13 protein-coding genes and 1 tRNA gene are annotated in these 13,390 nt (G+C 60.0%); 6 read left to right on the top strand and 8 right to left on the bottom strand.

Annotation, left to right across the window (positions count from 1 at the left end; genetic code table 11):
- Positions 1-10: 10 nt before the first annotated feature.
- The 5 genes from G7066_RS13655 to rplK all read right to left on the bottom strand — a co-directional run bounded on the left by G7066_RS13655 (position 11) and on the right by rplK (position 6,255).
- Positions 11-1,042 (bottom strand): Ig-like domain-containing protein, encoded by a 1,032-nt coding sequence (locus G7066_RS13655; RefSeq protein ID WP_166331603.1) that lies wholly within the window; start codon positions 1,040-1,042, stop codon positions 11-13.
- On the bottom strand, positions 997-3,822 hold the full coding sequence (locus G7066_RS13660) for an Ig-like domain-containing protein (RefSeq protein ID WP_166331604.1): 2,826 nt from the start codon (positions 3,820-3,822) through the stop codon (positions 997-999). The genes G7066_RS13655 and G7066_RS13660 overlap by 46 nt, the downstream gene beginning before the upstream one ends.
- Positions 3,819-4,958: a serine/threonine-protein kinase gene (locus G7066_RS13665; RefSeq protein WP_166331605.1), complete on the bottom strand. Its 1,140-nt coding sequence runs from the start codon at positions 4,956-4,958 to the stop codon at positions 3,819-3,821. Before G7066_RS13665 ends, G7066_RS13660 begins: the two co-directional genes overlap by 4 nt.
- 167 nt (positions 4,959-5,125) lie before the next feature.
- Positions 5,126-5,815, bottom strand: coding sequence for a 50S ribosomal protein L1 (gene rplA, locus G7066_RS13670; RefSeq protein WP_166331606.1), 690 nt, complete (start codon positions 5,813-5,815; stop codon positions 5,126-5,128).
- Between the two features lie 11 nt (positions 5,816-5,826).
- The gene (gene rplK, locus G7066_RS13675) at positions 5,827-6,255 is read right to left on the bottom strand and encodes a 50S ribosomal protein L11 (RefSeq protein WP_087012629.1); all 429 of its coding nucleotides are present in this window, start codon (positions 6,253-6,255) and stop codon (positions 5,827-5,829) included.
- Between the two features lie 347 nt (positions 6,256-6,602).
- Here rplK and G7066_RS13680 point away from each other — a divergent pair, with 347 nt between their 5' ends.
- Positions 6,603-7,553 (top strand): endonuclease domain-containing protein, encoded by a 951-nt coding sequence (locus G7066_RS13680; RefSeq protein ID WP_166331607.1) that lies wholly within the window; start codon positions 6,603-6,605, stop codon positions 7,551-7,553.
- Between the two features lie 145 nt (positions 7,554-7,698).
- Here the strand turns inward: G7066_RS13680 and nusG are convergent, their stop codons facing one another.
- From nusG to G7066_RS13695, 3 genes are all read right to left on the bottom strand, one after another.
- Positions 7,699-8,520: a transcription termination/antitermination protein NusG gene (nusG, locus tag G7066_RS13685; protein ID WP_166331608.1), complete on the bottom strand. Its 822-nt coding sequence runs from the start codon at positions 8,518-8,520 to the stop codon at positions 7,699-7,701.
- 80 nt (positions 8,521-8,600) lie between these two features.
- Positions 8,601-8,876, bottom strand: a complete 276-nt coding sequence (gene secE / locus G7066_RS13690) for a preprotein translocase subunit SecE (protein ID WP_166290712.1) — start codon at positions 8,874-8,876, stop codon at positions 8,601-8,603.
- A gap of 52 nt (positions 8,877-8,928) precedes the next feature.
- Positions 8,929-9,004 (bottom strand) — tRNA-Trp (locus tag G7066_RS13695).
- Positions 9,005-9,182: 178 nt separating this feature from the next.
- Here G7066_RS13695 and G7066_RS13700 point away from each other — a divergent pair.
- The 5 genes from G7066_RS13700 (at position 9,183) to G7066_RS13720 (ending at position 13,390) form a co-directional block, all read left to right on the top strand.
- Positions 9,183-10,385 carry a pyridoxal phosphate-dependent aminotransferase gene (locus G7066_RS13700; RefSeq protein ID WP_166331609.1) on the top strand — a complete coding sequence of 401 codons (1,203 nt, stop codon included), beginning with the start codon at positions 9,183-9,185 and terminating at the stop codon, positions 10,383-10,385.
- 179 nt (positions 10,386-10,564) lie between these two features.
- Positions 10,565-11,755 (top strand): LLM class flavin-dependent oxidoreductase, encoded by a 1,191-nt coding sequence (locus G7066_RS13705; protein WP_166331610.1) that lies wholly within the window; start codon positions 10,565-10,567, stop codon positions 11,753-11,755.
- 10 nt (positions 11,756-11,765) lie between these two features.
- The gene (locus G7066_RS13710) at positions 11,766-12,209 is read left to right on the top strand and encodes a MarR family winged helix-turn-helix transcriptional regulator (protein WP_166331611.1); all 444 of its coding nucleotides are present in this window, start codon (positions 11,766-11,768) and stop codon (positions 12,207-12,209) included.
- Between the two features lie 129 nt (positions 12,210-12,338).
- Positions 12,339-13,001, top strand: coding sequence for a CE1759 family FMN reductase (locus G7066_RS13715; protein ID WP_166331612.1), 663 nt, complete (start codon positions 12,339-12,341; stop codon positions 12,999-13,001).
- A 26-nt stretch (positions 13,002-13,027) separates the two neighbouring features.
- Positions 13,028-13,390, top strand: coding sequence for a DUF4190 domain-containing protein (locus G7066_RS13720; RefSeq protein ID WP_166331613.1), 363 nt, complete (start codon positions 13,028-13,030; stop codon positions 13,388-13,390).

Consider the following 13,390-nt stretch of genomic DNA (forward strand, 5'->3'; position numbering starts at 1 on the left):
GGCGGCACCATCAAAAACCCGTAGCTCGAAACCTCTTGCCCGGTAATGTCGCTCCCGGTGAGTTTAAAGACAACAAGATCACCATCCGGGTTGTACTGCCCAATGATCTTGTTGCCATCGGCCCGATAGTTCTTGGCGTTTGAGCCCACAGCGACAGCTTCAGAGACGACAGGTCTCCGGTAGACCAGCGCACTTTATCGGTGACCACATCAACGCCGCCGCCAGAGAGCGCAGCGCGATCCCGCACGTTCAACACGGTGTCGTCAACCCTGGGGGCCTGCGCCCCAACTCGCTCGGAGGTCTGCACCACAATCAAACCGTCTGCCGTGCTCGAACTGACCGATGATTTAATCGTGTATCGGTACGAAACCGTGCCGATGTCCTTATCGGGAGCGATTGACACATTGCCCTTTTTCAGGTCAGCAAGATCAACTCGAGCGGCGAGCTTTTTGTACTCAGCACTGTCTTTTGATCCGGGCACGTTGGGCACAACTGACACAATGCTGAGCTTGCCGTGGGCAGGATCAATATCGTTATCGAGCGGGCGGACCGCCGCGGGCTGAGCACTACTTGGCACCATCCTCACGTAATCGGTTGAGGCGACAGGGGCGCTACTCTTTTCGTCTGAGGCGATCACAAGAATGCGCAGTTTGCCGACCGCAACACTGTCGAAGTCGTCGCGCACCGTGTAGTCAACGCTGTACTCACCGGGCTTGGCAGCCGACGATGCAGACACCATAATGCTCGTGCCAGAGGCTGAAAGGCTCGCGTTAACCTGCGGATCCTTAGGCGAGTCAACATCGACGAGACGAACACGGTCGCCATCGGGGTCGACCCCCGAAAGCGGCACTCGTGTTTCCGCCTGTTCACCAGGGGCGACCCTCGCTGTGACTGCGCGCGGCTGCGGGTCTCGGTTCGAGCCCTTCGCCACCACCGTGACGTACACCATGCCCACGTCGCTCTTCTCAGGCGAACTCGCACCGTAGGTCGTGTAGCTCAGACGGTAGACCCCCGGCTTATTCGGGGCAAGATAGCGCAGCACGTTACCCGAGGCGAAAGCAAGCTCACCCTTCGCTCCTGAGCCGGTGACCTCGGGGTGCAGCAGTAGTCGGTCCCCGGCGGTGCAACGTCGTTGTCAAGCACTCGAATGTCTGTGATTGATCCGGCCCGCACCGTGGCAACATCAGCGACCGCGATGGCCCCGTCTCCTCCGGTCTCTGGCACCTGGAACACCGTGAGTCTTCCCTGCGCGTTCGCAACCCCCTCGGCCACAGTTACGTCCACCGCGCCAATACGGCCGGGCGCTCCGTCTGCAGTGCTCCCGGCAACACGCACCTGCGCGTGCTCGATCACATCAGCGCGAAGCTCACCCTCTACGACGTTCGCGGCGGTCACGGATAGTGACCGATCACTCGCACCAGAAATGGCATCAAGCACATTCACTGTTGAATCAGAGAGAGGACGCACAAAAGCGCGCAGCGGCGGCAGTGCGAGCGAGGCACCCTCCGGTGTCGCCGTGACCCGCAACATGCCCGTAATCTCGCCACCGGTCACGGTATCCCGAATATTCAGCGCGACCATCGCGCTGCCTGTCTCAGTAGCCTCCACCTCAATAGTTCCCGATGCAAGCTGCTGGTTCAGCTGCAGCACGTTACTGCCGCTCTGCACCGTGGCGTTTGTCAGGGCGTACGATCCGGATCCGCCAGCAACTCTCTGCAGCGGTTGCAGTGTGACGGGTTCGCCAACTCGCACGGTCGCGGCCGTATCAATAAACTCGGCCGGAGCATTCGGCTGCACTGACAGCTGCAGGTTTCTCTGCTGTTGCTGACCGCGGTCATCAGCCACCGTGATCCTCAGCATCACCTCTGATGCACCGGCGTTGGGGTCGGTGTGACGAACGGCGAGTTTACCGTCGTTTGTAACGATGGCACGAACCGGGTCATCTGGGTTCACGACCTCGGCCCCAGACAACATGAGCACGTCACCCTCGGGATCAACCCAGCCCTCAAGAATCGGGTAGACAAGAGTACCTCCCGGTGTGATCGCTGGCACTCGCCACTCCCGTTGGCAGCCTTCAACCGGGCACCAGGCAGGAGCGGTGTTCGCTTCGTCGCCCATGACCGTCAGCGTGACTGTGGCGGTCTCAGACGAAAGTCCGCCATCAGTAATGCGATATGAGAACGTTGCCGTTCCGGTGGCCTCCGGTACCATTTGCACGGTCAGTGATTGACCGTCTGGCATAAGCTGAACTGTTCCGAAGGCTTCCGGCAACGGCGACTCAGTCAGCGACTCAGGAATGATTGTCAGCACGTCGCGTTTGTTTGGATCGTAATCATTGAGCATCACAGGCAGTGGTGCCTGCTGCCCAGCTCTCACCCCAAACGAGTCATCGACCGCAACCGGCGGCAGTTGCTCGGTCACCTCGTCGACAACCACCGTTCCGCGGTCCTCTTTTGGGGGATCCGAAATGTTCCACTGAGCGAGCGGGATCAACGTGCCCTCAGGCAGCGTCCACAGCATGCCGGTTCGCATTTCGCTGAGAACGGCACGCTCTCCGTTCGTTCGGAAGGTCGGGTTCAGGTCTCCCTTTTGCCGAATCGAGTTATCGAACTGCAGTGGCTTCAGTTCACCGTCTTGCCACAGCGATCCACCGCTCTGGCCTAGCCACGCGGCGTACATCTTGCCCGCAACCTCAACCGGCTGCGCTGGTGTTCCTTTCGCTTCAGCCTCGCGAGATGCTTTGCCACCCTTTCCCACACGCCACAGGCCACCAGCATCGGCTACGAGTACATCGCCGTTGGACTGAGCTGCGCTACTCGTCTGCAGTAGGGCCTCACCCTCGAAGCTCAGCTTTGTCTCGCTCGAATCTTTGCGCCACAGACGCCCCCGCTCAGCGTCAACCAGAACCCAGTCACTACCCACAAGAGTGAGCTGAGGATCGACCAGACCCTTTGCAGCATCTGGCAATGAGTCTGTAGTGCCTCTAAACTCGCCTGTGGCACCATCAAATCGGCGCACGGCATTTTCTTCAGACGAATAAAGAGCAACCTCACCGGTTGCCGAGACCGCAATTGCGTCTGCGTGATAATCCTTTTCGTTCGCTTCGGCCTCGCCGTTACCCGCCTTGTTCTTCGTCTTCGAGGTTGACTTGTTCTCAACTTTGTCGCTTTTCGCTTGCTCTTCAGCGAACGGGTTCATCTGTCGCAGTGAAGCCAGGCGGCTGCTCAGATCTGCGGTGTAAAACTTTGCATCTGCGCTAGATCCTTCGTTTGAGTCAGGATCACCCGAAAGCTCTCCAAAGTAAGCCGATCCTGGCTCGGTCAACACACCCACAAACCTGCCGGACGCCACGACAGCCCTAGTGCCTTCGGGCATTCGAACAGCAGAGGCCCCATCTTTCTCTGAGCTTTGTTCGTTCGATTCATTCCCGACGGTTTGCACACCGTCCTTCGGCTTTGCCGCATCCCCCAGATCAACCGGGTTTGAAGCCTCAATAGGCCATGCCCGCCCATTTCCATTCGAGAGCACAACCCCGCGCCCACCAAACTGCAGCAATCCGCTTACGTCACTGGCCTTACGCACAATGTCGAGCTCTCCGGTATCGGTGTTCACACGAGCGTACTGCCCGGCGTCGCGCGCCACCCACACACTTGCGTCTTCGCGCGGTGTCTCGCGGGCATCATAGCCACTCGCGATAACTGCGATGGTTGTTACCAGCGCGAACGCGATCCCACCCGCAATCCACATGCGCAAACCTCTGGTGCGCTCTGCTGCAGCGTCTTGGGACCGCCCGCGACGATCAACCAGCCCCGGGTGACTCATCTGCCACTCCAAACTGCCAGCACAATTGCGGCTATTCCGGCCACCCCGGCCAGCGCGACGCCCGCCCCGATAAGCCCGGCCCGCAACGGCGATGTCGGCCGATCCAACACAACGCCGTCGGAATCCATGCCACGCTTTTCGGCCAGCGCCGCAGCTCGCACTTCAGCTCGAGTCTGCCGACCTGCAACGGCACTCACCACTGGGCCACGCGTACCCGCTTGTACACTTTCGGAGCGCGGCAACCAGGACTCCGCCACCACCTCAAGCGGTGTCACGTCAAAGTGGTAAAAACGCTGCAGCTCTTGAATTGCCTCACCGAACTGCGCCATAGAGCTGAATCGCTCATGCGGATTCTTGCGCAGCGCGCGCGAAATGAGTTCGTCGAACTGCTCGTAGCCCTGCGCGCCCGGCACAGAGGGGTACACGGCCTTAACGATTCGCTCACTGAGCTTCGACCTCGTGTTCAGCCGTTTGTCCGCGAGCTCAAACGGCGAACGGCCAGCAGCGAAGGAATACAGCGTCGCACCCAGCGCCCACACCTCGCTCGTCACATCACCACTCGTTTGCAACTGCACAACCTCGGGAGCAGACCAGGGAATGGACATCGCAACGTCACCATCGCCGGGTTCTTGCTGACCAATCATCTGGGAAATACCGAAGTCGGAAAGCACGGGTCGACCGAGCGTCGTGAGAAGCACGTTTGAGGGTTTAATGTCACGATGCAGCACACCGGCTTTGTGCGCTGTCTCGAGTGCACCCGCGATCCTGACCCCAGCGTCGAGCACGTCCTTGAGCGGAACAGGGTTGCCCTTTGTGCGCGCGCCCATAGATTCAGGGCAGTACTCCATCGCGAGGTACGGCAGGCCATCGAGTGAAATGCTGGCCTGATAGATCGACACAACGGAGGGGTGGCTGCTCAGGCGCGCCATCACGTCAGCTTCGCTTTCAAACACCTCGCGCAGCTGAGCCACCGCCGCGGCTGTGTTGCTTGAGGGATTGAGCACCTTTACGGCAACAACACGGCGCGGCATGTCTTGCTCGTACAGGTGAACCTGGGCGAACCCGCCAGAGCCCAAAGGTCGAACGTAACTAAAGCCAGGGATCGCGGGAACGCTGGCCTGCGCGCGCTCAGCCAAGGCAAGTGGGCGACGCACCGCGTCTTGAGGGAATGTGTTGTACCGACATGATCCTACTCATCCTAAACTGAACCGCTGACAAGTGCATATTCGATACACAGGGTCGCTGCTCTCGCCAATGTAAAAAACGGCCCCCTGCCGAAGCAGGAGGCCGTTTTTGGCTCTAACTAGAGTCCGCTCACATCCAGGGGGATGCCGGGGCCGAAGGTCGTCGAAACGGCGCCCTTCTGCACGTACTTGCCCTTTGCCGAAGACGGCTTGAGGCGTGAGATCTCGTCGAGCACCGAGTTGATGTTGTCGGTGAGCTGCTCAGCGGTGAAGGATGCCTTGCCCACGATGAAGTGAACGTTGGCGTGCTTGTCAACGCGGAACTCGATCTTGCCACCCTTGATGTCGGTCACGGCCTTGGCCGGATCCGGGGTAACGGTGCCGGTCTTGGGGTTCGGCATGAGGCCGCGGGGGCCAAGTACCTTACCGAGACGGCCAACCTTGCCCATGAGCTCGGGGGTCGAAACAGCCGAGTCGAAATCGGTGTAGCCAGCGCCAACCTTCTCGATCAGCTCGTCACCACCAACCTCGTCAGCACCGGCAGCGATTGCTGCCTCAGCTGCAGCGCCGGTCGCGAACACGATAACGCGTGCGGTCTTACCAGTGCCGTGGGGCAGGCTCACGGTGCCACGCACCATCTGGTCTGCCTTGCGGGGATCAACACCAAGCTTGACGGCGACCTCAACGGTCGAGTCTGTCTTAGTTGAACCAGTCTCCTTCGCCAGGGCGACAGCCTCAGCGGGAGTGTAGAACTTTCCTTCGCCGATCTTCTCGGCGGCGGCGCGGTATGCCTTTGACTTCTGTGCCATGTCCGTTGCCCTTACTCGACCGTGATGCCCATGGAGCGAGCGGTGCCCGCGATGATCTTCGACGCTGCGTCGATGTCGTTCGCGTTCAGATCAGCCTGCTTCTGCTCGGCGATCTGGCGAACCTGCTCAGCGGTAACCTTCGCCACCTTGACGGTGTGCGGGGTGCCGGAGCCCTTCTGCACGCCAGCTGCCTTCTTGAGAAGCTCAGCTGCCGGAGGAGTCTTGAGAACGAAGGTGAACGAGCGATCCTCGTAGACCGTGATCTCGACGGGCACAACGTTGCCGCGCTGGGATTCTGTGGCCGCATTATAGGCCTTGCAGAACTCCATGATGTTGACGCCGTGCTGACCCAGCGCAGGACCCACGGGGGGTGCAGGGTTGGCGGCGCCGGCTGCGATCTGAAGCTTAATCAGACCGGTAACCTTCTTGGCTTTTGCCATGATAGTTTCCTTTCAATTCGAAGCCGCACCTTGCGGTGCAGTTCTCCCGCCTCTCCGGCCGTTCCGAAGCGCGGTGTGGTTTGCGTGATTCTCGAAAGAAGCCGCAAACCAGACAAGCATACCTGAGTTGCTTGAATCTCGCACTTGTGGTGCCACCACACCCTTGGGCACCGATCACGCGAAGAACACCTCTTTCAACAGAGATGAGGTGCCCGTGCGGTTTTCGGTGCCGAACCGGCTCACCCATACTTCGCTCACATGATCAGCCAGCGCCCGAATCGGTGCCGACTTATTCACAACCGCGACTTTCTCCTCCCGCCGCCACAATACTTCGACAGAATCTCAACATGGGCATTACACAAGACCTACGGGATCGCGGCGGGGTCACGCTAACTGCACATATTGCCGCGCTCGGTTACTCGCCCAACGCGATTAGGAAGGCTGTGGACCTTGGCTTGGTCGTTCGTCCAAGAAAACGGTGGCTCGCTCTCACCGATGCAGATCCGGCCCTGGTCTTTGCCGCTCAACACGGCGTGATTTTGTCGTGCATCACTCAGGCAAAGAGGTTGGGACTCTGGGTACTAAATCACAATGAGGCTCACTTTGCGGCTAGATCACGCGGACGCAGGCTACAGGTTCACTCCGGCATTGTTCACTGGCAACTCCCCCTGATCATTCGGGCACCAGAAACACTGGTCGATCCAATCGAAAACGTGCTTCACTGCGTCGCTCACTGTCAACCACACGACGTAGCACTTGCCATCTGGGATTCAGCGCTAAATAAGGGCCTCACGGACTACGCGTCTCTGGACTCACTTCCGCTTAGATCTCGCGCAAGACAACTGCTCGAAGAAACCACACCCTTCGCCGATTCAGGGTTAGAAACTTTCTTTCGGACCCGCTTGAGTTGGTTACAGATCTCAATTCGATTCCAGACATGGATCCACGGGCACCGCGTCGACTTCCTTATCGGCGACAGGCTTGTGGTTCAGATTGATGACAAGCAGCACTCTGGAACGCAGCGCACCGAGGACATGCAGCACGATGCAGACCTCACACGAAGCGGCCACCACGTGATCAGAGTAAACTACGAACTTGTTACGCATCGCTGGCACGTCGTGCAGCAGATGATCCTCGAGGCGATCTCACGCGGACTACATCTGGTTCGTTGGACTGCGGGCGAGCGGGTGCAGGATCAGCCCGACGCCATTTGTGACTCCAAACCACCGCGTCTCAGGTCTCGTCACGAGCACAATCACCAACAGGACACCGAAAAACCACTGGGACACCTCTTTTGAGCCCAGAAGCGGTGTCATACGCGGAATCGGTGCCGAACTGGCGGATAGTGACCTCCGGTTCCCGGAGCTGAGACCAAGACCCCAACGTTTAAGAATCACCCAAACGCAAAAAGCCCCGCCGAAGCGGGGCCTTTTGCAAAAACTACTAGATCATCTTGGCGACCTGGTCGAAGCTGAGTTCGACCGGGGTCTCGCGCTCGAAGAGCGACACCAGAACCGTGAGCTTGCCAGCCGCGGGGTTGATCTCGCTGATCGTGCCGGGCAGACCCTCGAAGGAGCCGGACTTGATGGTGATGGTTTCGCCGATCTCGAAGTCGATCTCGACATTGCCGGCAGCAGCGGCAGTGGCAGCCGCATTACCTTTGGCGGTCGCTGCAGGCTCAAGCTCGACGGTGCTCTTCAGCATTTCGAAGGCCTCATTAATGCGAAGCGGCACGGGATTGTGAGCATTACCAACGAAGCCAGTCACGCCGGGAGTGTGACGCACAACAGACCACGTGCTCTCGGTGAGGTTCATACGAACGAGCACGTAGCCGGGGATCCGCACGCGGGTCACCATCTTGCGCTGGCCGTTCTTGACCTCCATGACGTCTTCCATGGGAACCTGGATTTCATAGATGTCGTCTACAGCACCCATGGTCTCGCGTCGGTTCCAAAGGTTGGACTTCACCTTACGCTCGTAACCAGCGTAAGTGTGGATCACAAACCACTTGCCAGGACGGCGACGCAGGTCCTTCTTGAACGCCTTATAGGGGTCCTCCGCGGAGGCAGCTTCTGCATCCATCTCAGCCTCATCTTCGGCTTCCTCGTCAACAATCGCGTTGGCCGCAGCTTCAGCCTCTTCGGCGTTATCGATATCGAGGGCGTCTTCGACAGCAGCATCGGCAACGGGATCGGTGCCGTGTGCCAGTGCATCAAGCGCGGCGTCGAGGTCAGCCTCGGGATTCATGCTGTTATCGCTCGTCATCTGATTTTCTTGCCTTTGCTTTGCTTAAGATTCGAAACTCGTGAAATTCGGGATCCGAGCTGTTCAGACCCGGGGAACATCTAACCGAGTGGCGACCCGAAGAGGAACAGTGTGAACCAACCGAAGGCCTGATCCAACACCCAAACAAGCGCCATCATGACAACAACGAATGCGAGCACAACGAGTGTGTAGTTGATGAGCTCTTTGCGGGTCGGAGTAACGACCTTCTTCAGCTCAGCAATAACCTGCTGAATGAACAGGATGATGCGTCCAAACCAGCTCCGCTTTGCGGCACTGTCCGCTTTGGCGCGCTCGACAAGCCCGCCGCCGCTCTCGTCGACCTCGCTGCTGCTCACTAGATTGTCCTTTCACATTGTCCCGGATGGCGCTGAACACACCATCCGGGAGTGGCAGGGCGGACAGGACTCGAACCTGCAACCTGCGGTTTTGGAGACCGCTGCTCTACCAATTGAGCCACCGCCCTTCAGAACTTGACCCCTGAATCTCCGTAGCCTTTAGGCACAGGAAATTCTGGCAGAAGTCAACTACCTCGCAATACTCTACGTGATCCTCGTCGGCTTGTCTAACCCGGTCACCGCTCGCAACAAACTTTCAGCGCCCCCAAATCCCGCCACAACCCTGTTGTGCCGTAGGCTTGAGGGGTGAGCAACATTTCCCGTCTTTCGAAGAAGATCGCAGCTATCGCCGAGTCCGCAACACTCAAGGTTGACGCCAAAGCGAAAGCCCTCCAGGCAGAGGGGCGCCCCGTCATTAGCTACGCTGCCGGCGAACCAGATTTCGCCACTCCAGCACACATCGTTGACGCGGCTCGCAGGGCGCTCGACGAACCCAAGAACTTTCGCTACACAGCGGCAGCCGGGCTACCCGAGCTCAAGAAGGCGGTCGCCGAAAAGACCGCTCGCGATTCTGGCTGGGCCATTGATCCCTCGCAGGTGATCGTGACCAACGGTGGTAAGCAGGCGGTTTACGAGGCATTCCAGTCGCTGCTTGATCCGGGTGACGAGGTTCTCCTCCCCGCCCCTTACTGGACCACCTACCCCGAGGCAGTCCAGCTCGCAGACGGCGTCGCCGTTGAAGTGTTCGCCGGCGCGGATCAGGGCTACAAGGTAACTGTGGAGCAGCTCGAGGCGGCCCGCACCGAGCGCACCAAAGTACTACTCTTTGTCTCCCCCTCTAACCCAACCGGCGCCGTGTACTCGGCAGAGGAGACCCGCGCCATCGGCGAGTGGGCTGTCGAAAAGGGCCTGTGGGTTGTTGCTGACGAGATCTATCAGAACCTCACTTACGACGGCGTGCGCGCTGTCTCGATCGTTGAGGCAGCGCCCGCGATTCAGGATCGTGCGGTGCTTGTCAACGGTGTCGCCAAGACCTATGCGATGACCGGCTGGCGTCTCGGCTGGATGGTCGGCCCCGCCGACATCATCAAGGGTGCGTCGAACCTGCAGTCACACCTCACCTCAAACATCAACAACATTGCGCAGCGCGCCGCAATTGAGGCACTCACGGGTCCGCAGCAGCCCATCGAAGACATGCGCCTCGCCTTCGATCGCCGCCGCAAGGTGATCATCGAAGAACTCAACAAGGTCGAGGGCTTCAACTGTCCCACCCCAGAGGGCGCGTTCTACGCCTACGTTGACGTAACCGAAGCGCTCGGCAAGACTTACGGCGGGGTCACCCCAACGACCTCGCTTGAACTCGCAGACCTGATCCTCTCCGAGGCGGAGGTTGCAGCGGTTCCCGGTGAGGCGTTCGGCCCGAGCGGTTACCTGCGCTTTAGCTATGCGCTCGGCGATGAGGCGCTACTTGAGGGCATCAAGCGCATCCAGAAGCTACTCGGGGCTTAGGCAGCGCCACCCTCTGCAGAGCTGCATCCCTGTCCGGGTCGCTTGGGCACAGTCTTACGCATAAACACTGTGCCCAAGTGACCCGGACAGGGTGTACAACATAAATTCAGGACAGCTGGGAATAGATTCAGCCAGGTCGCGTTGAATCTATATGCACACGCATATAGATGAGGGGCATTATGGAATTCGGAATCTTCTCCGTCAGCGACATCACCCGCGATCCGGTCAGCAGTGAAACACCAAGCGAAGCGGAACGCATCAAAGCCACCGTGCAGATCGCACGCAAAGCCGAAGAGGTCGGCCTCGACGTGTTCGCAGTCGGTGAGCACCACAACCCACCTTTCTTCTCTTCAACACCAACGACCCTGCTCGCTTACATCGCGGCGCAGACGAGCACGCTGAAACTCTCAACGAGCACCACACTGATCACCACAAACGACCCGGTCAGGATCGCCGAAGAGTATGCAATGCTGCAGCACCTGGCAGACGGGCGTATGGACCTAATGCTCGGCCGCGGCAACACCGCCCCGGTCTACCCCTGGTTCGGCAAAGACATTCGGAGCGCGCTGCCGCTCGCCCTCGAAAACTACAACCTGCTGCACCGGCTGTGGCGCGAAGACGTGATCGACTGGGAGGGCAACTTCCGCACGCCGCTGCAGGGCTTCACAAGCACACCTCGCCCACTCGATGACGTACCCCCGTTCGTGTGGCACGGTTCGATCCGCACCCCCGAAATTGCCGAGCAGGCCGCCTTTTACGGCGACGGGTTCTTTGCCAACCACCTCTTTGCACCCTCCGAGCACTTCCTGCGACTCGTGCGTTTCTACCGCGAGCGCTACGAGTTTCACGGGCACGGCACGCAGAAACAGGCGATCGTCGGACTTGGCGGGCAGGCGTTCATTGCGAAGAAGTCGCAGGACGCGACGGAGCAATTCCGGCCCTACTTCAATGAAGCACCCGTCTACGGTCACGGCCCGCGGCTCGAGGACTTCACACAGCAGACCCCGCTCAGCGTCGGCAGCCCGCAAGAGGTGATCGACAAGACTCTGAGCTTCCGCGAGACGTTCGGTGACTACCAGCGCCAGATGTTTTTGATCGACCATGCCGGCTTGCCACTGAAGATCGTGCTCGAGCAGCTGGACCTGCTGGGCGAAGAGGTGGTGCCCGTGCTGCGCCGCGAGCTTGAGGCAGTTCGGGATCCCGAAACGCCCGACACCCCGTCGCACGAGGCGAGGGTGCGCGCCAAGTACGGTGACGCTGCCCCGCGCCAGCCGCGACCAAACGCGAACCGCGGTGACAACGTGACCGGTGGATCGCCCTACCAGGATTCGCCGGCCAAGGCGGGCGCCGCCTTTGGCCTCGGCGAGTAAGCTGCCGACCATGGGAAACAGCACTCGCATCGACGTTCGCCTCGCTAACGAAGCGTGGGAGGCGTTAATGACGGCGCACGCCACGCTCATGGGGCGCTACGCCTCCGAGGACATCTGGAGCGAGGCCACGGTGTCAGAGTACGACGTGCTGTACACCCTCGCGAAGGGTGATGGGCCGATGCGGATCAGCGAGATCCAGCAGGGGGTGCTACTCAGCCAGCCCGCACTCTCGCGGGCCGTGGATCGGCTCGTCACTCGTGGTTTGCTGTCCCGCTGCCCCGATGCGACCGACGGGCGGGCCGTGCAGGTCGCACTCACCGAGGATGGCCGTCGCGTGCAGCGCGAGGTCGGGCGGGCCCACGCGAAGAGTGTGGCCCGCGATGTGGGCGGCGCACTCACCCCCGACGAGATGCGCGATCTACAGAGACTGTGCGAGAAGCTCATCGCTCAGTAGGCTTCGGCGGTTGAGTGGGCAAGGCGAAACCCCCGGTCATTCTGCGCGAGGAACGAGTCGCAGAGTGACCGTGACCATAAATAGCTCACGCTCGCGCAGAATGACACTAAACGTTGAAAGGACCACAAAATGACCACAACGAAAACACTCGCCGTGGTGACCGCAGGCACGAGCGATCCATCCACCACGACCATGCTCGCGAATCGCGCGGCCGCTCGTGTGACCGCACTCGCGGCCGATCAGGGCGTCGAAGTTCTGACCCGCGTGATAGACCTGCGCGCACTCGCAAACGACATAACTGCCGCCCTCGTAGCACAGCACGTCTCTCCCGATCTGCAGAGAGCCATTGATGTGCTCCGCGACGCGGACGCCGTTATCGCGTCGACCCCTGTCTACAAGGCAGGCGCGAGCGGGCTGTTCACCTCGTTCTTTCAGGTGCTCGACAACGACCTGCTGATTGGCACTCCCGTGCTGCTCGCGGCGACCGCGGGCAGCGATCGTCACGCCCTCGTGATTGACGACCAACTGCGTGGACTCTTCGCCTATCTGCGCACGATCACCGTGCCGACCTCGCTGTTCGCGTCACCCGACGACTGGAACGGGAACGGCCTCAGCGCCCGCGTGGATCGCACGGCGACCGAACTGGTGGCGCTGCTCGTGGCGGGTTTTCGCTCCGTCGTTCGAGGCGATGCATGGGAGGCGTATCAGCACTCCTACGGCAGCGCGGGCGGCACGGAGCTCGGCATCGACCTCGACAGCGAGCTGATGCGCATGGCGACCGGGGGTCGTTAGTAATGGATTACCGGTAACCTGCAGCTATGACCGGTTCTCCTTCTTCTACGCCTTCACCTGACCATAAAAAGAACCCACTCGCATGGAGCGAGGAGCAGACGAGGCAACTTGAATCTGAGCGGTTTAGGTGGCGGTTTCCTAAACTCGCCGTGTTGGCTCTGCTCGCGGGGATCATCGCCCTCGTAGTTCCGTTGGTCGGGCTACTAGGGATCGTCCTCGGCGTCATCTCTCTTGTCATGATGTCGGCGACTGCGAAACAAGGGTCACAACCCACTCCAGGGCTCAATGCCATGGCAATCATCGGTATATGTCTCGGGGCATTTCCGCTTTGGGTCTGGGTCTGGGTGACTCTGGTCTTCGACGGCTTCAGCTACTCGTTTTGGAACTAG

This window comes from Leucobacter coleopterorum (genome assembly GCF_011382985.1).
Classification (GTDB): domain Bacteria; phylum Actinomycetota; class Actinomycetes; order Actinomycetales; family Microbacteriaceae; genus Leucobacter; species Leucobacter coleopterorum.